Origin of the sequence: Pseudoxanthomonas sp. UTMC 1351, assembly GCF_040948865.1 — a bacterium.
GTDB lineage: Bacteria > Pseudomonadota > Gammaproteobacteria > Xanthomonadales > Xanthomonadaceae > Pseudoxanthomonas_A.
The window spans coordinates 324,829-350,902 of record NZ_JAVGJT010000006.1 but is presented as its reverse complement, the minus strand read 5'-3'; the positions used below and the strand labels follow the sequence as shown (position 1 = coordinate 350,902).

24 protein-coding genes are annotated in these 26,074 nt (G+C 62.8%); 17 read left to right on the top strand and 7 right to left on the bottom strand.

Annotated elements, in window-relative coordinates:
* Positions 1-77: 77 nt before the first annotated feature.
* A complete protein-coding gene (locus tag AB6O04_RS05480) occupies positions 78-1,442 on the top strand; it encodes a GDSL-type esterase/lipase family protein (protein ID WP_368562812.1) in 1,365 nt (454 codons plus the stop codon).
* 246 nt (positions 1,443-1,688) lie between these two features.
* On the opposite strand, the gene prmC is transcribed toward AB6O04_RS05480, so the two are convergent.
* A complete protein-coding gene (prmC, locus tag AB6O04_RS05475; protein ID WP_368562810.1) occupies positions 1,689-2,540 on the bottom strand; it encodes a peptide chain release factor N(5)-glutamine methyltransferase in 852 nt (283 codons plus the stop codon).
* 223 nt (positions 2,541-2,763) lie between these two features.
* Here prmC and ahpC point away from each other — a divergent pair, with 223 nt between their 5' ends.
* The 4 genes from ahpC (at position 2,764) to AB6O04_RS05455 (ending at position 7,493) form a co-directional block, all read left to right on the top strand.
* Positions 2,764-3,327 carry an alkyl hydroperoxide reductase subunit C gene (gene ahpC / locus AB6O04_RS05470; RefSeq protein ID WP_368562808.1) on the top strand — a complete coding sequence of 188 codons (564 nt, stop codon included), beginning with the start codon at positions 2,764-2,766 and terminating at the stop codon, positions 3,325-3,327.
* Positions 3,328-3,587: 260 nt separating this feature from the next.
* Positions 3,588-5,183, top strand: coding sequence for an alkyl hydroperoxide reductase subunit F (ahpF, locus tag AB6O04_RS05465; protein ID WP_368562807.1), 1,596 nt, complete (start codon positions 3,588-3,590; stop codon positions 5,181-5,183).
* A gap of 229 nt (positions 5,184-5,412) precedes the next feature.
* The gene (oxyR, locus tag AB6O04_RS05460) at positions 5,413-6,375 is read left to right on the top strand and encodes a DNA-binding transcriptional regulator OxyR (RefSeq protein WP_368562805.1); all 963 of its coding nucleotides are present in this window, start codon (positions 5,413-5,415) and stop codon (positions 6,373-6,375) included.
* A 134-nt stretch (positions 6,376-6,509) separates the two neighbouring features.
* Complete coding sequence (locus tag AB6O04_RS05455; RefSeq protein WP_368562804.1) at positions 6,510-7,493, top strand: transaldolase; 984 nt, start codon at positions 6,510-6,512, stop codon at positions 7,491-7,493.
* Between the two features lie 175 nt (positions 7,494-7,668).
* On the opposite strand, the gene msrA is transcribed toward AB6O04_RS05455, so the two are convergent.
* The 3 genes from msrA to AB6O04_RS05440 all read right to left on the bottom strand — a co-directional run bounded on the left by msrA (position 7,669) and on the right by AB6O04_RS05440 (position 9,525).
* Positions 7,669-8,343: a peptide-methionine (S)-S-oxide reductase MsrA gene (gene msrA / locus AB6O04_RS05450; protein ID WP_368562802.1), complete on the bottom strand. Its 675-nt coding sequence runs from the start codon at positions 8,341-8,343 to the stop codon at positions 7,669-7,671.
* Between the two features lie 48 nt (positions 8,344-8,391).
* Positions 8,392-8,655, bottom strand: coding sequence for a DUF2007 domain-containing protein (locus AB6O04_RS05445; protein ID WP_368562801.1), 264 nt, complete (start codon positions 8,653-8,655; stop codon positions 8,392-8,394).
* A 201-nt stretch (positions 8,656-8,856) separates the two neighbouring features.
* Complete coding sequence (locus AB6O04_RS05440; RefSeq protein ID WP_368562800.1) at positions 8,857-9,525, bottom strand: glutathione S-transferase family protein; 669 nt, start codon at positions 9,523-9,525, stop codon at positions 8,857-8,859.
* 97 nt (positions 9,526-9,622) lie between these two features.
* On the opposite strand from AB6O04_RS05440, the gene AB6O04_RS05435 reads away from it, so the two are divergent.
* From AB6O04_RS05435 to AB6O04_RS05410, 6 genes are all read left to right on the top strand, one after another.
* A complete protein-coding gene (locus tag AB6O04_RS05435) occupies positions 9,623-11,371 on the top strand; it encodes a glutamine--tRNA ligase/YqeY domain fusion protein (protein ID WP_368562798.1) in 1,749 nt (582 codons plus the stop codon).
* 110 nt (positions 11,372-11,481) lie between these two features.
* Positions 11,482-11,895 carry a hypothetical protein gene (locus AB6O04_RS05430; protein ID WP_368562796.1) on the top strand — a complete coding sequence of 138 codons (414 nt, stop codon included), beginning with the start codon at positions 11,482-11,484 and terminating at the stop codon, positions 11,893-11,895.
* Positions 11,895-12,455, top strand: a complete 561-nt coding sequence (locus AB6O04_RS05425) for a nucleoside deaminase (protein WP_368562794.1) — start codon at positions 11,895-11,897, stop codon at positions 12,453-12,455. The genes AB6O04_RS05430 and AB6O04_RS05425 overlap by 1 nt, the downstream gene beginning before the upstream one ends.
* A 123-nt stretch (positions 12,456-12,578) precedes the next feature.
* Positions 12,579-13,622, top strand: coding sequence for a 23S rRNA (cytidine(2498)-2'-O)-methyltransferase RlmM (gene rlmM / locus AB6O04_RS05420; protein ID WP_368562792.1), 1,044 nt, complete (start codon positions 12,579-12,581; stop codon positions 13,620-13,622).
* A 171-nt stretch (positions 13,623-13,793) separates the two neighbouring features.
* Entirely contained in the window at positions 13,794-14,132 is a 339-nt protein-coding gene (locus AB6O04_RS05415; protein WP_368562790.1) for a hypothetical protein, read from the top strand.
* A gap of 183 nt (positions 14,133-14,315) precedes the next feature.
* On the top strand, positions 14,316-15,038 hold the full coding sequence (locus AB6O04_RS05410) for a hypothetical protein (RefSeq protein ID WP_368562789.1): 723 nt from the start codon (positions 14,316-14,318) through the stop codon (positions 15,036-15,038).
* Between the two features lie 286 nt (positions 15,039-15,324).
* Here AB6O04_RS05410 and AB6O04_RS05405 read toward each other — a convergent pair whose 3' ends face one another.
* Genes AB6O04_RS05405 through ubiH form a run of 3 tightly spaced genes read right to left on the bottom strand, consistent with a single transcriptional unit; the run spans position 15,325 to position 18,864 of the window.
* The gene (locus tag AB6O04_RS05405; protein ID WP_368562787.1) at positions 15,325-16,431 is read right to left on the bottom strand and encodes a Gfo/Idh/MocA family protein; all 1,107 of its coding nucleotides are present in this window, start codon (positions 16,429-16,431) and stop codon (positions 15,325-15,327) included.
* A 49-nt stretch (positions 16,432-16,480) separates the two neighbouring features.
* Positions 16,481-17,659 (bottom strand): UbiH/UbiF family hydroxylase, encoded by a 1,179-nt coding sequence (locus tag AB6O04_RS05400; protein ID WP_368562786.1) that lies wholly within the window; start codon positions 17,657-17,659, stop codon positions 16,481-16,483.
* Positions 17,656-18,864, bottom strand: coding sequence for a 2-octaprenyl-6-methoxyphenyl hydroxylase (ubiH, locus tag AB6O04_RS05395; protein ID WP_368562784.1), 1,209 nt, complete (start codon positions 18,862-18,864; stop codon positions 17,656-17,658). Before ubiH ends, AB6O04_RS05400 begins: the two co-directional genes overlap by 4 nt.
* A 109-nt stretch (positions 18,865-18,973) precedes the next feature.
* Here ubiH and AB6O04_RS05390 point away from each other — a divergent pair, with 109 nt between their 5' ends.
* From AB6O04_RS05390 to pdxA, 6 genes are all read left to right on the top strand, one after another.
* Complete coding sequence (locus AB6O04_RS05390; RefSeq protein ID WP_368562782.1) at positions 18,974-19,573, top strand: hypothetical protein; 600 nt, start codon at positions 18,974-18,976, stop codon at positions 19,571-19,573.
* Positions 19,574-19,598: 25 nt separating this feature from the next.
* Complete coding sequence (locus AB6O04_RS05385; protein ID WP_368562781.1) at positions 19,599-20,156, top strand: cob(I)yrinic acid a,c-diamide adenosyltransferase; 558 nt, start codon at positions 19,599-19,601, stop codon at positions 20,154-20,156.
* 1 nt (position 20,157) lies between these two features.
* The gene (locus tag AB6O04_RS05380; protein ID WP_368562779.1) at positions 20,158-21,066 is read left to right on the top strand and encodes a histone deacetylase family protein; all 909 of its coding nucleotides are present in this window, start codon (positions 20,158-20,160) and stop codon (positions 21,064-21,066) included.
* A 159-nt stretch (positions 21,067-21,225) separates the two neighbouring features.
* A complete protein-coding gene (gene lptD, locus AB6O04_RS05375; protein WP_368562777.1) occupies positions 21,226-23,658 on the top strand; it encodes an LPS assembly protein LptD in 2,433 nt (810 codons plus the stop codon).
* Between the two features lie 2 nt (positions 23,659-23,660).
* Positions 23,661-24,989: a peptidylprolyl isomerase gene (locus tag AB6O04_RS05370; protein ID WP_368562876.1), complete on the top strand. Its 1,329-nt coding sequence runs from the start codon at positions 23,661-23,663 to the stop codon at positions 24,987-24,989.
* A 5-nt stretch (positions 24,990-24,994) separates the two neighbouring features.
* Positions 24,995-26,002, top strand: a complete 1,008-nt coding sequence (gene pdxA / locus AB6O04_RS05365; protein WP_368562775.1) for a 4-hydroxythreonine-4-phosphate dehydrogenase PdxA — start codon at positions 24,995-24,997, stop codon at positions 26,000-26,002.
* Positions 26,003-26,074 lie beyond the last annotated feature (72 nt).

The window sequence follows — 26,074 nt, the reverse complement described above, 5'->3', positions numbered from 1 at the left end:
CGACTAGCCGAAACAGGGGCTCGTCACGCTGAGCATGCTCCATTGGCTGCCCCCTCCGACATAACCTTGCGATCACTATGAGATCTACCCTCAACGCCCGTATCCGTGCGGCCACCAAGCTTTTGCTTGCCGTATCGTTCGCCATCTACGCCACTGGCATCCCAGCGGCGACCGCCACCGACCTCGTCATTCTTCCCGCATCCGCTAACGCGTGGCGCATCACTGTCGGCCACTGGGAAGATCAGGCCGAACTGAGCGGCAACCGCGTGGTCGCTCCACGACCCACGGCCGAGTACGCGCGCGCCAGCCACGCCAGTGTCAGCGCCGAGGGAAGTGACGGCCGCCGCGAGACACTGTTGTTCGAATGGAAGGATCTCTGGCTCGCCACGCTGCGCATCGAGAGCCCGCAACCGCTGGACTTGCGCCCGTATCTCGGTGGCACGCTTGAGCTGGATATGGACGCTGCCGACCTGGCCCAGGGCGCCGTCAAGGTCAAGCTCGACTGCGGCGAAGGCTGCGAGCGCAGTGTGAGCCTGATGGATCAGGCGCGGGCCCACGCCGGCAAGGGCCCGCAGCACGTGTCGCTGGCGATAGCCTGCTTCATGCGCGAAGGCGCCGACTTCTCCAAGGTGAAACTGCCGTTCCAGCTCGAGGGCAACGGCCGCGGCCGCGTCAGCGTCTCAAACGTGCGTTTCGTGCGCGACGGCAAACCGAACACAAACTGCCCCGACTACCGCACCGAATCGGTGACGCCAGCGATGTTGAATGAATCGTGGTCGGTCGACTGGTGGCTACCACGACACAAAGAGAAGCTGGCGGAGGCACGTAAGCTCGTGGCGAGCGGCCGCAGTCCCGAAGTGGTCTTCATCGGCGATTCCATCACTCAGGGCTGGGAAAAAGAGGGCCGCGAAATCTGGCAACGCCACTATGCCGGCTACGGAACACTGAATCTTGGTTTCAGCGGCGACCGCACGGAAAACGTGCTGTGGCGGCTACAACACGGCGAACTCGACGGCCTCGCACCCAAAGTGACGGTGCTGATGATCGGCACCAACAACACCGGCCACCGCGCCGAGAACCCGGAAACCACGGCGGCCGGCGTCAAACGCCTCATTGGCGAGATCCGCCAGAGCCTACCGAACACGAAAGTGCTGCTGCTTGCCATCTTCCCGCGCGGTGAGAAGCCCGACGATTCCCTGCGCGACATCAATGAGCGCGTGAACCGGCTCATCGCCGGCTACGCCGACGGACGCCATGTGCACTTCCTGAACATCAACGCCGCGCTGACCGCCCCCGACGGCACGCTATCGAAGGACGTGATGCCCGACCTGCTGCACCCCAACGCAGAGGGCTACGTTATCTGGCAGCGCGAGATGCAGTCCCTGCTGCAGGAACTGCTTGGGCGATCGCCGGAGGTGGACGACCGCTCGGCTGTGGACTAGAACCTTGGGGAACTCGATCTGGTCCTAATTAATTACCGTCGAACGTCTGATGTGCAATGAAAGCAGCGGTGACAGCCTGAATATCGTTCATCCGCCCCTTCGCCGCGGGGCCCTTTGCTGTTGTAGGAGCGGCCTCCGGCCGCGAGCTCTTCGCTTCAACGCGATCTGACGGAAAGAGCTTGCGCCGGGACGGCGCTCCTACGAACTTTTCCGCCGTTAGGAAGACGCGGGCCCGCAAATTCTCCGTTATCCCGCGATACTTCCCATCGTTACTCGGTCACGTCCTTCCAGGTCTTGGGCTGTGGAAACCTCAGCGAACCCCGCCTGCTCCAGCAGCGCGCGTATAGCATCGCCCTGCTCCCAGCCGTGCTCCATCAACAGCCAGCCACCAGCAAGCAAGTAACGCGGCGCTTCCAAGACGATCTCGCGAATGGCATCCAGACCGTCAGCACCCGATGACAATGCGCCGGCAGGCTCGAACCGCAAATCACCCTGCCGCAAGTGCGGATCGCTCTCCGCGATATAAGGTGGATTGCTGACGACTATCTGGAATCGCTCCCCATCCAGCGGCGCGAACCAGCTGCCATGGCGAAACTCGACGTTGTGGATGTCGTTGGCACGTGCGTTTTCGTTTGCGATCGCGAGCGCGGCTGTACTGACGTCCGTACCTATGACACGCACCTCTCGCCTTCCACTGGCGATCGCCAGCGCAATGGCGCCGCTGCCGGTGCCTAGATCGGCCACTCGGATGGACGTATTTTCCGGTAGTCGCTCCAGCGCCAATTCCACCAGCAGTTCGGTCTCCGGCCGCGGAATCAACGTGTCCGGGGTGACTTTCAGTTCCAGCGTCCAAAAATTGCGCGTACCAGTGAGATAGGCGACCGGCTCGCCCGCGATCCGCCGCTGCAGCAAAGCGCCGAACGCCGCCTGCACATCGACCGGAAGCGGGTCGGTGGCGTGCGCAAACAGCCATGCGCGGTCCCGCTTCAGGACATGCATCAACAGGCGTTCGACTTCATAGCGGCTTTCGGGCATCGGCAGCTGCGCGGCCGCATCGCGCAGCAGGGCGTCCAGGCGCGTGGGGGCATTGGTTTCCATGAGGGACATGGTAGCGGTTGAGAGCGGTCGCCCTTGCCCTCACGTACTCAACAGGCCAGCTGCACTAGGGTCATCCGGCCCTTCGGGCACACATGCCCGGGCAATCGGATTGATAGAGGTTAACTATCGATTCAATTTTACTAATCGATTTGATATATCAATAGAGTCCGCCTAAGATGGCCGCCATGCAACATCCCACCCCACTTTTCAAAGAGGATTACTGATGTCCCTGATCAATACGCAAGTCAAACCCTTCAAAGCGACCGCGTACCACAACGGCGAATTCGTTGAAGTGACCGACGCCAGCCTCAAGGGCAAGTGGTCGGTGGTGGTGTTTTACCCGGCCGACTTCACCTTCGTGTGCCCGACCGAGCTGGAAGACCTCGCGGACAACTATGCCGAGTTCCAGAAGCTGGGCGTGGAAATCTACGGCGTGTCCACCGACACTCATTTCGCTCACAAGGCGTGGCACGACACCTCGGCAGCCATCAAGAAGGTGCAGTACCCGCTGATCGGCGACCCCACCGGCACTCTGACCCGCAACTTCGAAGTCATGATCGAGGAAGAGGGCCTGGCGTTGCGCGGCACCTTCGTGATCAATCCGGAAGGCCAGATCAAGCTGTACGAAATCCACGACAACGGCATTGGCCGCGACGCCAGCGAACTGCTGCGCAAGGTCCGGGCCGCGCTGTATGTCGCCTCGCACCCGGGTGAAGTGTGCCCGGCCAAGTGGAAGGAAGGCGCTGAAACGCTGAAGCCTTCGCTGGACCTGGTTGGCAAGATCTAATCCACCTGATTGCGTGAGCGGGCCTCCCGCTCACGCGCAGTCGTTTCGCGATACTCCGGTATCCGGGCTCCGGCGCGGGTACCGATGCTCACCAGACATATGTTCTCCGGGTGCTTGCAGCAGCGGCTTACGTCGCCACCGGACTCCCAACCGGCCCCTCCCTGCCCGGTTCAAGCGTGCTTTTACTAAGCGGGCTTTATTAAGCCTCTCCTGCAAGCGTCTTCGCAACACTCCTCTCCCCGATTTTTTGGAGCTGCCACATGTTGGATGCCAATCTGCAAACCCAGTTGAAGGCTTACCTGGAAAAACTCACGCAGCCGATCGAACTGGTTGCCTCGCTGGACGATGGCGACAAGTCGCGCGAGCTGGAAGCCCTGCTGCAAGAAATCGCCACGCTGTCGGACAAGATCACCTACGAACGGCGCGATGACGATGTGCGCAAGCCTTCGTTCGCCATCAATCGCATCGGCACCGACATCGGCGTGCGCTTCGCCGCGATTCCGCTCGGTCACGAATTCACTTCTCTAGTGCTGGCGCTGCTGCAAGTCGGCGGGCATCCGCCCAAGCTGTCGGACGAGCTGATCGCTCAGGTTCGCGATCTCGATTTGTCGGCCAGGGACGGCAAGCTGCGCTTCGAAACCTTCATGTCGCTGTCGTGCCAGAGCTGCCCGGACACGGTGCAGGCGCTGAATCTGATGAGCGTGCTGAATCCGAATATCCAGCACGTGGCGATCGACGGCGCGTTGTATCAGCAGGAAGTCGAAGCGCGCGAAATAATGTCGGTGCCCACCATATTCCTCAACGGTGAGCCGTTCGATCAGGGCCGCATGACCATCGAACAGATCCTGGCCAAGCTGGACACTGGCGCGGCGGGTCGTGCCGTCGAGCAGATCAAGGCCAAGACACCGTTCGATGTGCTGGTCGTGGGCGGCGGTCCGGCGGGCGCTGCGGCAGCGATCTACGCAGCGCGCAAGGGCATCCGTACCGGCATCGCCGCCGAACGCTTCGGCGGCCAAGTATTGGACACGATGGCGATCGAGAACTTCATTTCGGTGTCGTATACCGAAGGCCCAAAATTGGCGGCGGCGCTGGAGCAGCACGTCAACGAATACGACGTCGACGTGATGAACCTGCAGCTGGCCCAGAAGCTGGTGCCAGGCAAGGAGTTGATCGAAGTGCAGCTGGCCAATGGCGCCGCGCTGAAAGCCAAGACGGTGATCCTGTCTACCGGCGCGCGTTGGAGGCAAATGAACGTGCCCGGTGAAAACGAATACCGCAACAAGGGCGTGGCGTACTGCCCGCACTGCGATGGCCCGTTGTTCAAAGGCAAGCGCGTGGCGGTGATCGGCGGCGGCAACTCCGGCGTGGAAGCGGCCATCGACCTGGCCGGCATCGTCAGCCACGTCACCTTGATCGAGTTCGACAGCCAACTGCGCGCCGATGCGGTGCTGCAGCGCAAGCTGCACAGCATGCCCAATGTGCGCGTCATCACCAGCGCGCAAACCACCGAAGTGCTGGGCGACGGCAGCAAGGTCACCGGTTTGGTTTACAAGGACCGCACGGGCGGCGATTCGCATCGCCTGGAGCTGGAAGGCATTTTCGTGCAGATCGGCTTGCTGCCGAACACAGAATGGTTGAAGGGCACCGTTGCACTGTCGCCGCGCGGCGAGATCATCGTCGACGACCGCGGCCAGACCTCCGTGCCGGGCGTGTTCGCCGCCGGCGACGCCACCACGGTGCCTTACAAGCAGATCGTGATCGCGATGGGCGAAGGCTCCAAGGCGGCGCTCAGCGCGTTCGACCATCTGATCCGAACCTCGGCTCCCGCCGAGGCCCCGGATGCGGTGGCGGCCTGAGGCGTAGTAGGGGAAGTCGCCCGCTGTGCGGGCTGTTAAGGGCAAAGTCGGCGGCGACGCCGCCTGCCAAGGTAAACGGCGGTCAATCGTTTGCCGTTTACCCTTTGCAGCGCCAAAGGCGCGACTTCTCCCTTCACCGCAGCGCAGCGGCGACTTCACTCTCCACAGCCGGCGCAGCGGGTAACTTTCCCGCTAAAGTGGCTGCCATAGGCTCAGGAGCGGCCCCGCCATGAATCTTCGCGATCTCAAGTATCTGGTGGCGCTGGCCGACCACAAGCATTTCGGCCATGCCGCCGCTGCGTGCTTCGTCAGCCAGCCCACACTTTCCACCCAGATCAAGAAGCTCGAGGACGAACTGGGTGTCTCGCTGGTGGAGCGTGCGCCGCGCAAGGTGATGCTGACCCCTGCTGGCCGCGATGCCGCGGAACGCGCCCGGCGCATCGTGGCGGAAGTGGAACAGATGAAGGAAGCCGCCCGCCGCAGCCAGGACCCGGAAGCGGGCACTGTGCGTCTGGGTATTTTCCCCACGCTGGGACCATATTTGCTGCCGCACGTGGTGCCAACCATCCGCGCACGGTTTCCGCATCTGGAATTGTTGCTGGTCGAAGAAAAAAGCGACCTGCTGCTGTCGTATCTGCGTGAAGGCAAGTTGGACGCCGGATTGTTGGCGTTGCCGGTGCAGGACGAGCAACTGCATACCGAATTCTTGTTCGAAGAACCTTTTGTGCTGGCGGTACCGGAGTCGCATCCTCTGGCTAACCGCGAGTCGCTGAGCCTGCACGAGCTATCCGAGCAGAAACTGTTGTTGCTGGAAGACGGCCATTGCCTGCGCGAACAGGCGCTGGATGTCTGCCGTATCTCAGGAGCCAACGAGCGCGCCGAATTTCGCGCCACCAGCCTGGAGACGCTGCGACAGATGGTGGCGGCCGACGTGGGCATCACGCTGTTGCCTATGTTGGCGGTGAAACCGCCGGTGGCGCGTTCGGAAAACATCCACCTGCTGGGCTTCAGCGATTCGCACCCCAGCCGTCAGATCGCCATGGTCTGGCGCAAGAGTTCGGCCATGAGCGGCTTTCTGACCGAGTTGGCGAAGATCATCCGCGCTCTGCCCGTGGATCTGCTGTCCATGGACACGCGCTCGACCGCCGGAAAGACCGGCTCCGTGATCCGGCCGAAACCGAAGGCCGCCTAAGGCGTGCCATCAGCCGGTGGCGCCAGCGTATCGGATACCAAATCCGGTATCGCTCCCATGCTTCTTGAAGCTGAAGCGACGGGCATTCCCGGGCATACTGGCGGGCCCCTCCCGATTCCCCACGAAGAGAGCCGATGAATACCGCTGCGACACCTTCCAAATTGGACCAGCTACGCGAACTTTCCGTGGTAGTCGCCGACACCGGCGATTACGAAGCGATCCAGCGCCTCAAGCCGGTCGATTGCACCACCAACCCCACGCTGGTTCGCAAGGCGTTGGTCCTGCCTGTCTATAACGATCTGATCGAACGCGAACTCGCCTGGGCGCGGCAGCAGGGCCAGGCCAGCGACGCGTTGATCGAGGAAGTGGCCGACCGCCTGACCGTGGGCGTTGGCGCGCGTTTGAGCGCATTGATCCCCGGCCGCGTCTCCACCGAGGTGGACGCCGACCTGGCGCACGACACCGCCGCCACTGTGAAAAAAGCACACAAGTTCATTGCGATGTACGCCGACCAGGGCATCGCCCACGACCGCGTGCTGATCAAAGTGGCTTCCACCTGGGAGGGCGTGGAGGCCGCGCGCCAGCTGCAGGCCGAAGGCATCGATTGCAACCTGACGCTGATCTTCAATAAGACTCAAGCACTCGCCTGTTCCGAAGCCGGCGCTTTCCTGATCTCGCCTTTCGTGGGCCGCATCCTCGACTGGTACGTTGCCAACGGCCAGACGCCGGCCAGCATCGATGAAGATCCGGGCGTGGTGTTCGTGCGGGGGGTCTACGATGAATTCAAGCGCCGTGGTTCCGCTACGGTGGTGATGGGTGCCTCGTTCCGCTCCACCGCACAGATCGAAGCCCTGGCCGGCTGCGACCGGCTGACCATCGCACCGGATCTGCTGGAAAAGCTGAGCCAGGATTTTGCCCCGCTACCACGCAAGCTCATTGCTCGCGAAGTTGAGCCGGTGACCGCATCGCCGGTGACCGCCGAGAGCTTCGCGCAAGCGCTGGAGGAGGATGCGATGGCCAAGGAAAAACTCGCCAGCGGCATCGATGCCTTCGCACAGGATCTGGTGGGATTGCGTAAGAGCATCGCTGAGCGCTTGGCGGAAACCGTCAACGCGTAAGCGGCGCATGTTCGCAAAAAGCTTTGGACGCGGATAAAACCGATAAATACGGATAAGGCTCAAAGCTTTATCCGTCGTAATCCGCGTTGATCCGTGTCTAAGCTTTTTGTTTGGTTCAGATCGCGGCACGCCCGTGCCGGCATGCCGGCACGACTCCCACATGGCCCGCGACGGATCAGGCTTCCAGGCCGATCGCGCAACTCACGCCGGTACCGCCGATGCCGCAATAACCACCGGGATTCTTCGCCAGGTATTGCTGGTGGTAGTCCTCGGCGTAGTAGAAGACCGGCGCGGGGTACAGGATCTCGGTGGTGATGTCGCCGTAGCCGGCCGCGTGCAGGCGCTCTTGATAAGCGTCGCGGCTGGCAATGGCGGCGTCGTACTGCGCTTGGGTGTCGCAGTAGATCGCGGAGCGGTACTGCGTGCCGGTGTCGTTGCCCTGGCGCATGCCCTGGGTAGGGTCGTGGTTTTCCCAGAACACCTGCAGCAGCGCTTCGAACGATGTCTGCGCGGAGTCGTAGACCACCAGCACCGCTTCGGTGTGACCGGTCATGCCGGAACAGACTTTCTCGTACGTCGCATTCGGCGTGCTGCCGCCGGCGTAGCCCACGGCAGTAGTGAAAACGCCCGAAAGGCTCCAGAACTTGCGCTCAGCGCCCCAGAAACACCCCATGCCGAACTGCACCTTTTCCAAACCGGCAAAGCTTGCGCCGGACTCCGATCCAGCCTCGCCGCGCAGCGGACGGCCATGAACGAAGTGGGCATTTTGCAGCGGCAGCGCGTCGGCGCGCCCGGGCAGAGCCTCTTCGGGACGTGGCAAACGTTGTTTATAGGCACCGATACCCAGCATGGCCGACCTCACTTTGTTTGGGATGCGGAACGGGAACCGCCCCATCGCTCAGGCTGGCAGGATGCCTAGCCCGTCGCTGTCGGATATGGGGTCTTCCGGCGGCGATTCCAGTCCCAGCCCGAGCACCACTTCGCGTGCCTCGGGCAGCGCGGCGTCAGGCACGCAGACTCGCAGCACGCCGAACAGCGGCAGCTCGCCCATCCCACCGATCAGCGATTCGCCGAACACGAACGCCGGCAATCCGGCATCTTCCAGCGCATGTTTGACCAGATGGGCGTCGAACAGATTGTCGGCAAGATAGGCGATGCGCATCGAAGTTGTTTCCTCAGGGTGAAGCGGTAGCGGTAAGGCTCTCGCTTTCGCCCCCTTTTTAAAGGGGGCTACGGGGGATTTGCTTTGGCTGTTGCTTCTAAAGAGCAAAAAGCAAATCCCACTGAATCCCCCCTTTAAAGGGGGAGGCAAAGCAAGTTTTTCGCTCACCCGCTCCCGGCTACCCGCTACCGGCTCCGTTCCTCAAGCAGGTTTGCGGAAAGCCTCCGTTCCCGGCACCAATTCAGTTTCGGCTTCCGCCGCCTCTCGCCATTCCCGCATGGCCGGCAGCGCGAACAGCGCCTGCATGTAGCGGGTGGCGACTTCATCCACAGGTACGCCGTAGCCATCGAAGCGGATCGCCACCGGTGCGAACATGGCGTCGGCAATGCTGAATTGACCAAACAGGAATTCACCCGCTTCGCCGTAGTTTTGCCGAAGTTCGCGCCACAGCGCCTGGACCCGGTCGATATCGCGCTGCGCCGCTTCATCCCAGCGGTACGCATCCGGCCGGCGGCGACTGTTCATCGGTAGCTGCGAGCGCAAACCGGTGAAGCCGGAATGCATCTCGGCGGCGGCCGTCCTGGCCATGGCCCGCGCTTCCAGTTCGCGGGGCCAACCGCGTCCGTCCAGCCAGCGCTCATTGGCGTATTCGCAGATCGCCAGCGAATCCCACATGGACAGACCGCCTTCCTGCAGCGCCGGCACTTTGCCCGATGGCGAGTACCGCCCGATTTCCGCGAAGAATTCCGGGGTATCCAGCAACAACCGGACTTCACGGAACTCCACGCCGAAATGCCGCAGCAGCAACCAGGGGCGCAACGACCAGGAAGAGTAGTTCTTGTTGCCGATGACCAGGACGGGAAGGCTCATTCAGGGTGACGCCGCACGAAAGGGGCGCTCAGGATAGACCAGAGCTGGTGCCCGCTCAGCTAAACTTGTGGTTTGCCCCGCGCAGTTGCCCAAACGCATGTCCGATACCCCCATTCCCGCCGCCATCGACGAAACCCCGGAAAAGAGGGACTTCATTCGTCAGATCGTCCGTGACGACCTGTCCAGCGGCAAGCACCATGCCGTCAAGACCCGCTTTCCGCCGGAACCCAACGGTTACCTGCATATCGGCCACGCCAAGTCGATCTGCCTGAACTTCGGCATTGCCGGCGAATTCGGCGGCGTCTGCAATCTGCGCTTCGACGACACCAACCCCGCCAAGGAAGACCCGGAGTACGTGGCAGCCATCCAGGACGACGTGCGCTGGCTTGGTTTCGAATGGCACTCGCTGCGTCATGCCTCGGATTATTTCGAGGTGTATTACCTGGCCGCGGAAAAGCTGATCCGCGACGGCAAGGCCTTCGTTTGCGACCTGAGCGCCGAACAGGTGCGCGAGTACCGCGGCACTCTGACCGAGCCCGGCCGCAATTCGCCCTACCGCGACCGCAGCGTGGAAGAGAACCTGGACCTGTTCCGCCGGATGCGCGCGGGCGAATTTCCCGATGGCGCGCGCACTCTGCGCGCCAAGATCGACATGGCCAGCGGCAACATCAACCTGCGCGACCCTGCGCTGTACCGCATCAAACACGTCGAACACCAGAACACCGGCAACGCCTGGCCGATCTACCCGATGTACGACTTCGCGCATGCGCTGGGCGATGCGGTCGAAGGCATCACCCACTCGCTTTGCACGCTGGAGTTCGAAGATCACCGTCCTCTGTACGACTGGTGCGTCGACAACGTCGACCTGACCGGTCATGCGGAACTGCTGCAGCCGGTGCTGGAGAAAGGACTGCCACGGGAGGCCGCCAAGCCACGCCAGATCGAGTTCTCGCGGCTCAACATCAACTTCACGGTGATGAGCAAGCGCAAGTTGATGGCACTGGTCAACGATGGCCTGGTCGACGGTTGGGACGACCCGCGCATGCCGACCTTGCAGGGTCTACGCCGTCGCGGCTACACGCCGTCGGCGATGCGCCTGTTCGTCGACCGCGTGGGCATCAGTAAGCAGAATTCGCAGATCGACTTCAGCGTACTGGAAGGCGCCCTGCGCGAAGACCTGGACTCTGCCGCGCCGCGCCGCATGGCCGTGGTCGAACCGTTGAAGCTGGTGCTGAGCAATCTACCGGAAGGCCACGAAGAAACGCTGACGTTCTCCAACCACCCAAAGGATGAGACGTTCGGCAAGCGCGATATCCCGTTCTCGCGCGAATTGTGGATCGAGCGCGAGGATTTCGAGGAAGTGCCGCCCAAGGGTTTCAAGCGCCTGATTCCCGGTGGCGAAGTACGCCTGCGCGGCGCCGGCATCGTGCGCTGCGATGAAGTGATCAAGAACGACGCCGGCCAGATCATCGAGTTGCGCGGTTGGCTGGACCCTGAGTCCCGCCCCGGCATGGCAGGTGCGGAACGCAAGATCAAGGGCACCATCCATTGGGTCAGCGCGCAGCATGCAGTGCCTGCGGAAATTCGCCTTTATGACCGCCTGTTCACCGTGGCTGATCCGGACGACGAATCCGAAGGCAAGAGCTACCGCGACTACCTGAATCCGGAATCCCGCAAGACCGTGCAAGGCTACGTGGAGCCCGCCGCCGCCATTGCCGCACCCGAGCAGTCGTTCCAGTTCGAACGTACTGGTTACTTCGTTGCCGACCGCCGTGATCATCAGGGTGATCGCCCGGTGTTCAATCGCAGCGTGACGCTGCGCGACACCTGGGCCGCCAAGGGCTGAGCAGGGCGAAATTTACGACGCGGGCGTGCGGTGCCGTTCACATGGCGCCGTGCGTCGTCGTCGTGTCCTGAGTAAGCTGCCCCCACTCCACACCGAAAGGAACGCCTACCATGCGCCGCTTAGCATTGATCCTCAGCTTGGCCACATGGATGCTGGCCGCCTGCGCCGCACCTGCCGCGGTATCGCCAGCCACGGATCCTACTGCTGTTGAAACGCCGGCCAAACCGGCGCCGCCAACGACCAAGCCTTATCCACCGCGCCAGGTTTCGCAGCCCGTCACGGTCGATTACAGCTGCAGTAACAACAACGATTGCGCGGTGAAGGATGTCGGCAACTGCTGCGGCACAATGCCGGCATGCGTCAACAAAGACAGCCCCACCGATCCGCAGGCGGTGCGGGCGCAATGCGCCGCCAGCGGCCAGATGGGCATCTGTGGTTTTCGGGAAATTTCATCTTGCCAGTGCGTGAGTGGCCGTTGCGAATCCGCGCAGTCCGGCGGCGCCAATCCTGTGCAGGTGAATTGATGCTTCATGCGCAAGTCCATCTGACACTGCCCGCATGGACGCACGACACCATTGATCTGTCGCGTGCTTATTCCAGCGACCAAGACAAAGTGACGCTGGCAATCGAACTGTCGCGCCGCAACGTGGAAGCTGCCAGCGGCGGGCCGTTCGGCGCGGTGGTGTTTGGTCCGGATCACCGGGTGATCTCGATCGGCGTCAACCGAGTGATGCCGCACACCTGCTCGCTGGCGCATGCCGAAAACATGGCGTACATGCTGGCGCAACAGCGCCTGCAAACGCCGCGTTTGAATGAGCGCATCGCGCCTATCACGCTGGCGACATCTTCCCAGCCGTGCTGCCAGTGTTACGGCGCCACGGTGTGGGCAGGCATCGATCGGCTGCTGATCGGCGCGCGCGCCGAGGATGTGATGACGCTGACCGAATTCGACGAAGGCCCATTGCCGGCCGATTGGATAGGCGAATTGAACAAGCGTGGCATCGAAGTCGTCCGCGATCTGTGCCGCGACGATGCGCGCGCGGTGCTGCGTGCGTATGGCGAGATGGGCGATGATCGTTATTAAGCGCGCGAACTTCCCTTGTGGGAGCGACGTGAGTCGCGACTGGAAACCTTGTGTACTGGAGATATCCCGGGTGGTGAAAATTGGTCGAGTCGCGACTGACGTCGCTCCCACACGGCAGGAATTATGACCGGCTTGATTTGCTATTGCCGCCAGGGTTTCGAGCCCGAACTCGCTGCCGAATTGACGGAACGTGCCGCACTCGCCAGCCTTCCAGGTTATGCCAAGGCCGGCCGCAATGACGGCTATGCCGTCCTGGTGGGCGAAGACGGCGAAGCGCTGCAACGTGCTCTGTCCTGGCGCGATCTGATCTTCGCCCGGCAGAGCTTGCGCATGATCGCGGAGTTACGGGGACTGGACCCGAAAGATCGCATCACGCCGATGCTGGAAGCACTGGGCGGTGGCGGACGCTTTGGTGATCTGTGGGTCGAGCACCCCGATTCGGATGTCGCCAAGCCGCTGGCCGGGTTGGCACGCAGCTTCGGCAATGCGCTGCGGCCGGCGCTGCGCAAACGCGGGCTGCTGACCGACAAGGAAAACCTGCGCCTGCCCCGGCTGCACGTGGTCTTCGTCGACGGCGACCACGCCTTCCTCGCCAGCAGCGTTCCTGGCGACAGCGCACCGTGGCCGCTCGGCATCCCGCGGCTCAAACTGCTACCGGATGCCCCTTCGCGGTCAGCACTGAAGCTGGAGGAAGCGCTGTTGAGCCTGCTGGATGCGGAAGAGCGCAGTGCGCTGCTGAAGCCCGGCATGACCGCTGCCGATCTGGGCGCCGCGCCAGGCGGCTGGACCTGGGTACTGACGCGCCACCATCTGCGGGTCACCAGTGTCGACAACGGACCGCTGCGCCAGCACGTGATGGACACTGGCTTGGTCGAGCACCTGCGCGCGGACGGGTTTCACTGGAAGCCTGCGCAACGGTTGGACTGGATGGTCTGCGACATGGTGGAACAGCCGCGCCGTGTCGCCGAGCGCATGGCAACCTGGTTCCGCGAAGGCTGGTGCCGCCACGCCATCTTCAATCTCAAACTGCCGATGAAGAAGCGCTGGGATGAAACGCGGCTGTGTTTGGATCTGTTCGAAGAGCAATCCGGCAAGTCGTTAACCGTGCGCGCCAAGCAGCTGTACCACGACCGCGAAGAGATCACCGTATTCGCCACCTCGCGATAATCGACACCTCGGTAATAGCGATTTCCAGGTAGGAGCGCCGTCTCGGCGCGAGCTCTTCGCTTCTATTGCGAGCCGCCAGGAAGAGCTCGCGCCGAGACGGCGCTCCTACCAGGCGAAGACGCTTCTACAATCCGCTTGAATCCAAAACAATCTGCATTGCCGGAGACCACCATGGCCGCCAGTTGGATCACCATCGTTGCACCGTACTTGCCGGAAATCATTCGGCTTGCACGCCCCATGTTCACTCGCACGCCGGTGCGCGACGCCAACACCGAAAAACTTCGCCTGGATGTGTTGAACGAGCAGATCGCCGAATTGCAGAACGCGGCAACCCAGAGCGCCGATTCCATCAAGCTGCTGGCAACCGATATGCAGAAGACCATTGAAGTCCTGCAGCTGGGTGCGGAAAAACTGGAGCGGCAGTCCAAACGTTCCGAGCGGTTGGCGTTGATTGCCGCGACCATCGCCGCACTGTCGTTTGCCCTGGCGGTATTCGCGTTGGTGCGCTGAGGTAGCTCCTTGTAGGAGCGGCGTCCCGCCGCGAGCTCTTCCTGTCAGATCGCGACAGAAGCGAAGAGCTCGCGGCGGGACGCCGCTCCTACACGGCCGGACACATTTGCGACGAACCGCACAGGTGATCTCACTCCATGCAAACCAGAGGTGGCACTATGCTCCCCGGACCAGGAGGCCGTCATGTTGCCGATCGAACTCAAAGACCCCGCCGGCTTCGGCAATGAATTCCTTCGGCTGACGTTGCTGCAGGGATTCCAGTCACTTACCAAGCGCGATCTGGAACTGCTGATCTTCGTGCTGCTGGAGCGCGATGGCGCCATCGACCGCAGCGAATCCAACTTCACCGTGGCTGGCAAGCTGCGGGTCACGCCAGCCAAGGTCAAGGCACTGCGCCGCGACGGCTATGCCCGCTGGCGCGCACTGGTGCCGGAGGAGCACGATGCCGCGCTGCAGCGCATCGTGGCCACCGTGTTGACGGAAGCCAATCTGCGCGCCGGCGCAAAACATGTCAGCGAACGTGCCCGCAAGGAGGGCTTCCTGGCCGTGCGCATCGAGCACCCCGACGATCAGCAGCAGTTCGAGCAGGCGATCCTGGATGTTGGCGCGCTACCCGTCTACGAGCGCAATCGCGACGTTGTCGCGGTGCGATTCGATACGCTTCTGACCATTGCCGAACGCTGGGGCTATCTGCAGAAGGACCCCGCCGTCATTGCCGCGGAACTCAAGAAACTGGCGCCCACTTCGGAAGAAGTGGCCGATCTATTGAAGAAAGACATCACCAAGCTGCGCTGGCAGGATGCGCGCAACGCGCTCAACAGCCTGGGCGCGAAAGCGATCGCCAGCACCGCCGAGGGTGCCTTGAAGGGATTACTGAAGATCGTCTTCCCCTTTATTCCCGGTTGACTTGTAGAGCGGAGCTGCGCCCCGTGATAGCGACAAGTCAGTGGCAATGAGGCCGTCGCAACGGCAGGCAATAGCGAATGGAAGCGCTTCCCGTAGAGCGGAGCTCGCTCCGCTGTTTTTTGCTTGTCACGTGTGGCTAAAAAAATAAGAGCAGCGGAGCAAGCTCCGCTCTACGAGAGCGTAAGCGGCTATTCGCGATCGCCTGCCGTTGCGACGGCCTCATTGCCACTGACTCGGTGCTATCGCGGGACGCAGCCCCGCTCTACGAAGACGAGGCGAGTCGGATTTACCTCTGCGACACCTGCACACGCTGGCCGCTGCGTACTGAAGCGAAAATCGCATCGACCACCCGCATATCACGCAGGCCTTCCTCGCCCGGCACCAGCGGTGGGGTTCCATTGAGAATGGACAAGGCGTCGTCATCCATCTGCCGCGCTTGCTGGTTCGGCACGCGTACGTCCAGTATTTCGCCGCTGCTAGTGCGGCCACGGATGCCGTCATAAGACTGGAAGGGCGATAGTTCGTACCAGCCGCGTTCGCAGTCCGCGCGCAGCAGATTCATATTCGCGCCGAGACTGGTCGAACATTCGGCAGTGATGCCGCTGGGAAATTCCAGACGGAAGCGCGTGGCTTCATCCACGCCGCGAAAGATGCCGGGGCGGTGAACTTCCTGCGTGGCAGTCACTGCCATGGGTTCCTCACCCGAGGTGTAACGGGCGGCGTTCAAGGCATACACGCCCATGTCGTACATCGCGCCACCGCCGCGTGCCGGATCCAGCCGCCAGGCATCACTCCAGCCTTCGTTGAACCCCTCGAATCCCGCGTCGGCTCGAATACTTTGACGACGACCGTACGGCTTTTCGTTCGCGAACCCGATGATGCGGCGTGTATTCGGCTCATGCTGCATGCGGTAGCCGATGGTCAGTTGCACACGATGCTGGCGACAAGCGTCGATCATCGCCTGTGCCTCGGTGGCATTCATCGCCATCGGTTTCTCGCACCACACATGTTTACCGGCAGCGGCGGCGACCAGCGTGAGCGGCTTATGCAGATGATTGGGTGTGGCGATATAGACCACATCGATATCGTCGTTGTCGGCGATGCGCGAGAAACCGTCATAGTCGTAGACGTTCTCGTCGGCAATGCGATAGCGCTTCTGCCATTCCGCCGCCTTGTCCGGAGAACCGGTGACGATGCCCGCCAGATGGCAATGCCGAGTCAATTGCAGCGCCGGCGCCAGCTGTTCGCGACTGTAGTAGCCCAACTCGACCAGCGCCACGCCCAGACGTTTCCTGGTGGTCTGCTTCGACCACAGCGGCGTGGTGACGCCTGCCAGTCCCACGCCAGCGATGGTCCTGATCAAATGACGACGCGACGCGTGACTACTGTTCATAGAAGGTCACCGATGCGGGGAGGGAAGTGTCGGGACTTGCCAGTAGGCCCTACGTGCCAGAGGCGTGCCGCCAAAAGGCATTGACCAGGGGCGGCAATCGCCCGGCCAAGCCCAACACGCCACCCCGCAACAGGGTGGTGTGCATTTCATCGTTGGAAAATACACGGTTGATCGTATCGAATGCGTATGCAGCCGTCGTATTTTCGCTGCGCCGCTGCCGCGACCAGCGCGCAAGACGGTGTGGGGCGCTCCAATCGGCACGCTTGGCCTGGGCATCGTGCATGACGTCACGCAAACCGCCGACATCGCGCAATCCCAGATTCACACCCTGCCCCGCCAGCGGGTGCACGACGTGCGCCGCGTCGCCGATTACCAGCACGCGGCCGCTGACATATTGGTTGACCAAGCGACGGCGCAGGGGGAATGCCACACGCGCCGACACGGCTCGCACGTGGCCGAGCCGTCCTGCGAAAGCGAGCGTCAGTTCGCGATCAAAGGCTGCGTCATCCAATCCCAGGACGCGTTGAGCTTCGTCATCGGGCAGCGTCCAGACAATGGAGCTGCGGCCCTGGGTGAAAGGCAGAAACGCCAGCGGTCCGGTAGGCAAGAAGCGCTGCCAGGCCGTCTCTTCATGTGGATGTTCGGTTTCGACGAAAGCGACCACACCGCGTTGCGCGTAGTCGTGTTCCGACACGCCAAGACCCGCCAGCCCACGCAGCGTGGATTCGGCGCCATCGGCGGCAATCGCCAATCGCGCGTCCAGTTTGCCGCCGTCGTCCAAGCGTAGACGAACGCCGCGTTCGTCCTGTTCCATCGCCTCGACCCGGGCCGGGCAATGCATCTGCACGCCGGCGGCCGGCAATGCTGCCCATAAGCGATCGACCAGTAGGTCGTTTTCGACGATCCAGCCCAATTGCGCGCGGCCCAACATATCCGCGTCGAACTTCAGCTCGCCGCCACCAGCCGCATCCCACACCCGCATGCGCCGGTAGGCCTGCGCGCGCGCATCGCGCACGCCGGCCCACACGCCGATGCCATCCAGCAAAGCGGCATTGTCCGACGCGAAGGCATAAACGCGCAGGTCAGGCTTTGCTTCCGACCAGCGCGGCGGCTCGCGTCCTTCTACCAGCGCTACGTCCAATCCCAACTGCGCCAACGCCAGCGCGCAGGCACTGCCGACCACGCCGCCACCGACCACCGCGATATCGATCTGTCCGCGTCGATTCATGCTGCGCTCTCCCTGCAAAGCACCGGCACGTCGCCGCGGAATCCCATGGCGCTACCCACCAGCAATGACTGCAGAGAAGGCGATGCGTCGGCGGCCAACAATCCCAAGCTGCGTAAAGGCCGCAACAACGGCGCTGGATTGGCGGTCAGCCGCGCCAGTCCATCGGAAAAATCCAGCGTGCGTTGGCGGTCCTCGGCGCGCCTCGCGGCATATGCGGAAAGCAGAGCGGCACTGCCTGGATCGCCGCCCCGCTGCACCATTTCCGCAAGCGTCAGGGCATCGCGCAAACCCAGATTGAAACCCTGCGCACCAATGGGGTGGATCGTCTGCGCCGCGTTGCCCAGCAATACCGCGCGTTCAGAGTGAAGACGCCGGGCGACCACGCGGGCAATGGGATAGGTACTGCGCGGACCACTGGAGAGCAAACGCCCCACGCGCCAGCCAAAGATCTTCTGGATGCGGGCCAGCCATGCGCCGTCGTCCAGGCCAGTGACGGCATCCACGTGCTCACTGGCGACGCCGTGCACCACGCCAAAATGGCGATCACCTCGCGGCAACAGCGCAGTGGGGCCGTCATTGCAGAAACGCTCGTAGGCAGTGCCGTCCGGCACCCGTTCGGCACGGACCCGGGCGACGAATAAGGTCTGCCGATAATCGTGCTCATCGGCGGCGATGCCCAACGCTTCGCGTACCCCGCTTCGCGTCCCATCAGCGGCGACCACCAGCCGCGCATGCAATGTGCGCTCGCCCGTTGTATCGACGATACGGACTTGACGCTGCTGATCTTCCATGGCGCCGAACCCGACGAAACGCGCAGGCCGATAACGTGTGAGACTGGACAGTTCGTCCAGCCGCGCTTCCAGCGCGTCGCCAAAATCCCGCGCCACGACGACCTGGCCGAAGCTATCGCGCCCGTATTCGGCCGCGTCCAGTTTGACCCGTCCGAAATCGCCTTGACGGCTGATGTGGATGCGGCGGATCGGTCCTGCCGGCGCGCGCAACTTGGCCATGACACCCAAGGCAGTCAGCGCATTGACGGTCGTCGCGGCAAAGCTGAGGTTGCGCTGGTCGAATACCGCCGGCATTTCCCCGGCTGGGGTCGCTTCCACCAGACCCACATCCAGGCCTAGGCGATCCAAGGCTATCGCCAGACTGGCGCCCACCAGGCCACCACCTACTATCAACACGTCATGCGATTCAATCATGGCGCCATGATACCGGCTCAGTCCGGCGGCCCCGCGCACTGGCTGTTGATCAGCACGCGGGGCCGCCCGGCTCGGCTAGAATGGCGACCTGAGTTCCTGGAAACCGCACATGAACAGCAACACCCAGCGCGCCATCATTCTTGCCTTGCTCACCTTGCTGCTGGTGGCCAGCAGACTCCACCTTCCCACTTCGCTCACCCATTTCGGACCCGTGCCGGATGCATCGTGGGCAGTGTTCTTCATCGCGGGGTTCTACTTGCGCGCCTGGACCCGCTGGGCCTTCCCGCTGCTGATGGCGGTGGCGGTACTGGTGGACTATGTCGTGATCAGCGGCCAAGGCCTCAACTTCTGGACCCACTACTGCGTGTCGCCCGCCTATTGGTTCCTGCTGCCCGCGTATTTCTCGCTATGGGCCGGTGGCCTGCTGGTCCGGCGCTTTTATAAAGGCAGTGATGGCAAGTCGCTGGCCATGCTGGTCGCCAGCCTGGCTGGCGCCGTCGCGGTCTGCCATCTGCTTAGCCAAGCCAGCTTTTATTGGATCAGCGACGTTGTGACGGCGCCCACCTTCGCCGGCTGGTGGAAGAACTACAGCGACTGGTTCCCTTCCTACCTGCGCGTGGCAGCGATCTATGTCGGCTTGGCGGTCATCGCCCATGTCGGTGTGCAGCAATTGGCTCGTCTGCGGGCCTGGGCCAAAGCCGGGCACTGAGCTGCACGGAACAGGAACCTGGGCGATGGGCAACCGCCTTTCCAAGATCTACACCCGCACCGGCGACGACGGCACCACCGGCTTGGGCGACGGCAGCCGGGTCGGCAAGGACTCGGCACGGGTGGATGCCTACGGCACCGTGGACGAAGCCAACTCCGCCATCGGCGTGGTGCTGGCGGCGGCCAATGTGCCCGAAGACATCCGCGCGTTGTTGACCACCGTGCAACATCAGATGTTCGACCTGGGCGGTGAGTTGTGCATTCCCGGTCATGCGGCCATCACCGCCGCCGATGTGGACGCGCTGGAAACCCAGTTGGACCATTACAACGAGCCCTTGCCGGCGCTGAAGGATTTCATCCTGCCGGCCGGAGGCGAAGCGGCGGCGCGTTGCCACTTGGCGCGCACCATCGTGCGCCGTGCCGAGCGCGAGACCGTCGCGCTGTCGCGGCAAGAAGCAGTACGCCCGGAAGCCATTCGCTACCTCAACCGCCTGTCCGATCTGCTCTTCGTATTGGCGCGCGTATTGGCGCGAGCAGGCGGGCAAGGCGAAGTGCTCTGGAACCACGAACGCCGGCACGGCTGACGTGATCATCTTCACCCACCCCGCCTGCCTGGCCCATGATCCCGGCCCCCAGCACCCGGAAAGGCCGGCGCGCCTGGAAGCGGTATTGGAGTCGTTGCGCGCCGCCCATGGCGACCTTGAGTGGCGCGAGGCACCGGCGGTGAAGTTGGGCGATCTGCGCCGTGTCCACGGCGAGGCACTGATACAGGCGGTATCGGAAACCGACTTCCAGGGCTACCGGATGCTGGACCCGGATACGGTGATGGTGCCCGCTTCACGCATGGCAGCACTGTATGCCGCGGGTGCCGGCGTGGCCGCGGTCGACGCCGTGATGAAGGGTGACGCTGCGACCGCCTTCTGTGCCGTGCGCCCACCCGGCCACCATGCCACCAGCGACACGGCCATGGGGTTCTGCCTGTTCAACAACATCGCGGTCGCAGCCGCTCACGCCTGCGACAAGCACGGCCTGGAGCGCGTCGCCATTGCCGACTTCGATGTGCACCATGGCAATGGCACGCAGGCCATATTCGCCAATGATCCGCGGGTGGCGTATTTCAGTACCCACGAATCGGGCATCTACCCCAACAGCGGCGCACCGTACGAGCGCGGGGTAGGCAACATGTTCAACGCGCTGCTACCGCCGGGAAGCGGCGGGTTCCGCTTCCAGAACACCTGGGCCGACGAGCTATTGCCAGCGCTGGACGATTTCAAGCCGCAGCTGCTGCTGATCTCGGCCGGCTTCGATGCGCATATGCGCGATCCGCTGGCCGACCTGATGCTGGAAACCCAGGACTTCGCCTGGCTGACCCGCCAGTTGCGCAGCATCGCCCGCCGGCACGCCGCCGGACGAGTGGTCTCGATGCTGGAAGGCGGCTATGACTTGGAGGCGTTGCGCGAATGCAGCGCCGCGCATGTGGACGAACTCCGATAAGCTGAGAACCTGTCCGCGACCCGTCGTGAACAGGTTCTGAGAAAACGCCTACGCTGAACCAGGCCCCACACCAGCCGGCTGTTTTCATTGCCCGCGTCCATGGGATACGGCAAGCTAGCGGCCAATTTTGACCCTGAATTTCATGGAGCCCTGCACCGCGTGCGTCCCGTCCTTCGCCTGCTACCGTTGCCGTTCAGTATCGCCCTTTGTCTGCCGGCGATGGCGGCCGACGACAAGCCCGAAAGTTGGGCCCTATGCCCCGTGCAGGATGTAATTCCCGCCTTTAGCGAGGCGCCGAATTCAACAACGGACAACGCACAGGCGCAGCGTGACCAGCGTGCCGAACAGCCCACCTCCATTGAAGGCGACGCCCTGGGCGGTACCGAGTCCAATCTGGAATATAGCGGTGATGTCGCGCTGGTTCGTGGCGACCAGTTCCTTGGCGCGGACAACCTGAAATACGATCAGGAAAAAGACACCTACGTGGCCGACGGCCATGTGCGCTACCAGGACGCCGGTCTGCGCGTCATTGCCGACAGCGCCAGAGGTGATCAGAACGCCGACTCGCACCAGATCGACAACGTGCGTTACCAACTGGTGTCGCGCCGCGGCAACGGCGGCGCCGATCGCATCAACTTGAAAGGCCCCGAGGGCGAGTTGTTGCACTCCACGTATTCCACCTGCGATCCAGAAGACCGGCGCTGGGAATTGCGTTCCCGCCGAATCGACGTGAATACCGACAAGGGCTGGGGCGTGGCCCGCGGCGCCACCATCCGGATAGGCAAGATCCCGGTGATGTACGTACCGTGGCTGAAGTTCCCGATAGACGACCGTCGACACACCGGTCTGCTGTACCCGGCCATCGGCCAGTCTGGCCGCAATGGCTTCGACTATAAGCAACCCATCTATCTGAACTTGGCGCCTAATTACGACGCGACCATCTCGCCGCGCATCATGACCAACCGCGGCTTCCAATTGGGTGGCGAATTCCGCTACTTGTACGAAGGAGGTCGAGGCACGTTCAAGGGCGAATGGATGCAAAGCGACGATCTGCTGAAGGATCGCGCAAGCGAACCAGGCTACAACCCCGCCCACCCCAACAATCCAGATCCGGACGACAGCCGTGGCGTGTTCGGCTTCGCCGGCGTCCACAGCCTCAACCGGAACTGGCAAGCGCAGGCGAAGCTGACCTGGATCAGCGATGCGCGCTACACCGAAGACTTCAGCAACGCACTCTACGGACTATCGGCGACCTCGATCACCAGCACGGCCGGGCTGTACGGTGCCGGTGAGTACTGGAGTGCCGGCGTCATGGCCGATAGTTGGCAGCTGTCGGATTACACGGGCAGCGAACGGAACCTGCCGTACAACCGCTTGCCGCGTATCTACGCCAACTTGGAAAAGCCGTTTGGTCGCTGGCTATCTGCAGGCGTGAACGTCGAGGCAGTCCACTTTCAGCATAACGAGAAGCCAGGCGCTGACCGCCTGGACATCAAGCCGTTCGTTTCGATGCCCCTACAAGGCGCTGCCTGGTATATCACCCCGACCTTGGCTTGGCGGCATACCGAATACCGCCTGGAAGGGGATCTCAGGGAACATGCCGCTATCGCCTATGGGGTTCGACCAGATCAGGTCACGCCTGCCATGCTCGCCACTTTCAACGACGCATCGCCCAGCCGCAGCCTGCCCATCGCCTCGCTCGACGCCGGCCTGTATTTTGACCGCGAAACCGAGATCAAGGACAGCCCTTACCTGCATACACTCGAGCCACGGCTGTACTATCTCAATGCGCCGTACCGCGACCAGGACGGCATTCCGCTGTTCGATACCCGCGCTTTCAGCTTCAGCTGGGGTCAGCTGTTCCGTGACAATCGCTATTCGGGGCCGGACCGACAGACCGACGCCAACCAGCTCACACTGGCGCTGAGCACGCGCTTCCTGCGCCAATCCGACGGCTTCGAGCGTCTGTCCGCCAGCATCGGCCAGATCATCTATTTCGACGACAGCCGCGTTACCACGACGCCTAACGAGGTCCCAGTCGAACAAAGCAAGTCCGCCTGGGTCGCCGACACCACCTATTCTCCTACCGACCGATGGACCATTGGCGCCTCGTATCAGTGGGACCCCAAGATCCGCCGCGAGAACCTGATCAGCACGCGCGCCCGCTACCTGATTGGCGACGACGGCGTGGTCAACCTGTCCTATCGCAAACGACGGGACCTGTTGGAAGAAGCCGACTTCTCCTTCCTGTACCCGGTCACGCCATCCTGGAGCGTGGTTGGTCGCTATTACCGCTCGCTGGAAACCGACAGCCTGCTGGAAGGCATCGCCGGCGTGCAGTGGGATAGCTGCTGCCTGGCCGTGCGCGCGGTGGTGCGCCGTTACGTGCGCAACCGCGAAGGCGACATGAACAACTCGATCCAGGTCGAGTTCATCCTCAAAGGTCTCGGTTCGGCCGGCCAGAATACGGAGCGCACCTTGCGCCGTGGTATTCTCGGCTACTACCGAGACGACCTATATCTCGTCCCGCCGAGCAATACCAGGCCCGACCCGGACGACGACGACAACTACGCTCCGGATCCAATCCCATGAAAATGAAGTTCCTCCGTTTCCTTGTGGCCGGCCTGTTGGCTGCCACGACTGTCTCACCGGCATTCGCCCAATCACTGCAGCCGTTGGACCGCATCGCCGCAGTAGTCAACGAAGACGTGATCCTGCAGAGCGAACTGGACCGCGCGGTGCAGAACGTCCTGGGCCAGTACGCCAATCGGCCCGAGCAGTTGCCGCCGCGCAATGTGCTGGAACGCCAGGTGCTGGAACGGCTGGTGCTGGTCAAGCTGCAGGTTGCTCGCGCCAACGAAAGCGGCATCCGCGTCAGCGACCAGGAGTTGAACAACGCCGTGGCCAGCGTCGCCCAGCAGAACGGCACCACCGTGGACGGCCTGCGCCAGAGGCTCGAAGCCGACGGCATGTCGTTCGGCGATTTCCGCAATTCGTTGCGCGACGAAATCATCGTCCAGCGCCTGCGTCAGAGTTATGCGCAGAGCCGCGTGCAGGTGAGCGAAAGTGAAGTCGACGCTGCCCTGGCGGCGCAGACTAGCGGCGGCTCGCAATACCACTTGGCCCACATCCTGGTAGGACTCCCGGAAGGCGCCACCGCCGAACAGATCGCCACGGGCGAGCAAAAGATCGCTGGCGTCAAGGCACTGATCGACAAGGGCGAACTCGATTTCTCGGCGGCCGCGGTGCGGTATTCCGACAGTCCCAACGCCCTGGAAGGCGGCGATCTGGGCTGGCGCAGCCTGGATGAAATTCCGGTCGCCTTTTCTCAGATGCTCAAGGATATGTCGCCCGGGCAGGTGGTCGGCCCCCTGCGCGGTCCCAGTGGATTCCAGCTGCTGAAGTTGGTGGAAGTACGCGATGCATCGAAAGCGGAGGCGCGGACGGTCACTGAATTCAACGCCCGTCATATCCTGATCCGAGTCACGGACGTGCAGGACAGCGCCGTGGCCAAGGCCAAGATCGATACCTTGCGCGCCCGCATCGAAGGCGGCGCCGATTTCGTCGAAGTCGCCAAGGAGTCTTCCGAAGACCCCAACAGTCGCGATGAGGGCGGCGACCTGGGCTGGTTCCCGGCCGACGCCTACGGCCCCGACTTTGGCCGGCAGATTTCCAATGTCAGCGACGGCCAAGTGACCGCGCCGTTCCGTACCGATGCTGGCTGGCATATCGTGCAACGCGTTGCCACCCGCCAGACCGACGTCACCGGCGCCAATCAGCGCGCGCAGATCCGTGAAACCATCGGCCGCCGCAAGGCGGAGGATGAGTACAACCGCTTCCTGCAGGAGTTGCGCGGCGAGGCGTACGTCAACTTCCGCAACAGCGATAGCGCTGAAGGCGGCGCTGCCACCAAAGGTAGCTGAGCACCATGAAGCCTCGGCTCGCGCTGGTCCCGGGCGAGCCGGCAGGCATTGGGCCCGAACTCTGCGTCCGGCTGGCACAACAGCCACGCGATGATTGCCGCCTGCTCGCCTTCGGCGATCCCGACACGCTGCTTGCTGCAGCCGGGGCCCTGAAGCTGCCGCTGCGATTGCTGGATGAAGAGGAAACGGCCACCGCACCCGGTGATCTGGCGATCCGCGTGGTCGCCAACGCCGTCTCCAGCCTCTTTGGTCAGACCGATCCCCGCAACGCTGCCGCCGTCATCGAGGCATTGAACCAGGCCTCCGATGCCTGCCTGCACGGTGAACTGGCCGGCTTGGTCACCGGTCCGGTGCACAAAGCCGCCATCAACGCCGGCGGTATTCCCTACACTGGCACCACCGAACTGCTGGCTCAACGCGCGGGTCGCGACGTAGTGATGATGCTCGCCAACGACATTGTCCGCGTTGCCTTGGTCACCACTCATCTGCCGCTACGCGAAGTACCGAACGCACTCACCGCAGACAGTCTGGCGCGCGTTCTACACATCATCCACGCCGCCCTGCGCGACGATTTCGGCATTGATGCTCCCTCCATCGCCGTACTGGGCTTGAACCCGCACGCAGGCGAAGCCGGGCACCTGGGACGGGAGGAGATCGATGTCATCGCCCCGGTATTGCAGCGTTTGTCGGCCGAAGGCATGCGCCTGATCGGTCCGTTGCCGGCCGACACGGCTTTCCTGCCGCAAAAACTGAAAGGCTTCGATGCCGTGCTCGCGATGTATCACGATCAAGGCTTGCCCGTGTTGAAGTACAGCGGCTTCGAGCAGGCGGTGAACCTGACCCTGGGCCTGCCCTATCCGCGAGTCGCGGTGGATCACGGCACCGCCTTGGAGCTGGCGGGTAAGGGCGAGGCCGATCCTTCGAGCTTGTTCGCCGCGGTGAGGATATGCGCGGCGATGGCGGAGAGGCGCATTGCGCAAAAGCGGGAACGGGGAACGGGGAACGGGGAATGAAATTCACCGGCGTTTGCTGGTTCCCCATACTCCCCATTCCTGCGCGGACACCGCCGAACCGATCACTTCATA

Bases quoted from the DNA above. Each gene is read 5' to 3' on its own strand.
- msrA (WP_368562802.1), bottom strand. From the start codon at position 8,343: ATGCTGGGTATCGGTGCCTATAAACAACGTTTGCCACGTCCCGAAGAG.
- prmC (WP_368562810.1), bottom strand. From the start codon at position 2,540: ATGGAAACCAATGCCCCCACGCGCCTGGACGCCCTGCTGCGCGATGCG.
- AB6O04_RS05370 (WP_368562876.1), top strand. From the start codon at position 23,661: ATGAAGTTCCTCCGTTTCCTTGTGGCCGGCCTGTTGGCTGCCACGACT.
- ahpC (WP_368562808.1), top strand. From the start codon at position 2,764: ATGTCCCTGATCAATACGCAAGTCAAACCCTTCAAAGCGACCGCGTAC.
- AB6O04_RS05440 (WP_368562800.1), bottom strand. From the start codon at position 9,525: ATGAGCCTTCCCGTCCTGGTCATCGGCAACAAGAACTACTCTTCCTGG.
- pdxA (WP_368562775.1), top strand. From the start codon at position 24,995: ATGAAGCCTCGGCTCGCGCTGGTCCCGGGCGAGCCGGCAGGCATTGGG.
- AB6O04_RS05415 (WP_368562790.1), top strand. From the start codon at position 13,794: ATGGCCGCCAGTTGGATCACCATCGTTGCACCGTACTTGCCGGAAATC.
- AB6O04_RS05385 (WP_368562781.1), top strand. From the start codon at position 19,599: ATGGGCAACCGCCTTTCCAAGATCTACACCCGCACCGGCGACGACGGC.
- AB6O04_RS05455 (WP_368562804.1), top strand. From the start codon at position 6,510: ATGAATACCGCTGCGACACCTTCCAAATTGGACCAGCTACGCGAACTT.
- AB6O04_RS05480 (WP_368562812.1), top strand. From the start codon at position 78: ATGAGATCTACCCTCAACGCCCGTATCCGTGCGGCCACCAAGCTTTTG.
- AB6O04_RS05390 (WP_368562782.1), top strand. From the start codon at position 18,974: ATGAACAGCAACACCCAGCGCGCCATCATTCTTGCCTTGCTCACCTTG.
- AB6O04_RS05445 (WP_368562801.1), bottom strand. From the start codon at position 8,655: ATGCGCATCGCCTATCTTGCCGACAATCTGTTCGACGCCCATCTGGTC.
- rlmM (WP_368562792.1), top strand. From the start codon at position 12,579: ATGACCGGCTTGATTTGCTATTGCCGCCAGGGTTTCGAGCCCGAACTC.
- AB6O04_RS05430 (WP_368562796.1), top strand. From the start codon at position 11,482: ATGCGCCGCTTAGCATTGATCCTCAGCTTGGCCACATGGATGCTGGCC.
- AB6O04_RS05410 (WP_368562789.1), top strand. From the start codon at position 14,316: ATGTTGCCGATCGAACTCAAAGACCCCGCCGGCTTCGGCAATGAATTC.
- AB6O04_RS05435 (WP_368562798.1), top strand. From the start codon at position 9,623: ATGTCCGATACCCCCATTCCCGCCGCCATCGACGAAACCCCGGAAAAG.
- AB6O04_RS05425 (WP_368562794.1), top strand. From the start codon at position 11,895: ATGCTTCATGCGCAAGTCCATCTGACACTGCCCGCATGGACGCACGAC.
- ubiH (WP_368562784.1), bottom strand. From the start codon at position 18,864: ATGATTGAATCGCATGACGTGTTGATAGTAGGTGGTGGCCTGGTGGGC.
- ahpF (WP_368562807.1), top strand. From the start codon at position 3,588: ATGTTGGATGCCAATCTGCAAACCCAGTTGAAGGCTTACCTGGAAAAA.
- AB6O04_RS05400 (WP_368562786.1), bottom strand. From the start codon at position 17,659: ATGAATCGACGCGGACAGATCGATATCGCGGTGGTCGGTGGCGGCGTG.
- oxyR (WP_368562805.1), top strand. From the start codon at position 5,413: ATGAATCTTCGCGATCTCAAGTATCTGGTGGCGCTGGCCGACCACAAG.
- AB6O04_RS05405 (WP_368562787.1), bottom strand. From the start codon at position 16,431: ATGAACAGTAGTCACGCGTCGCGTCGTCATTTGATCAGGACCATCGCT.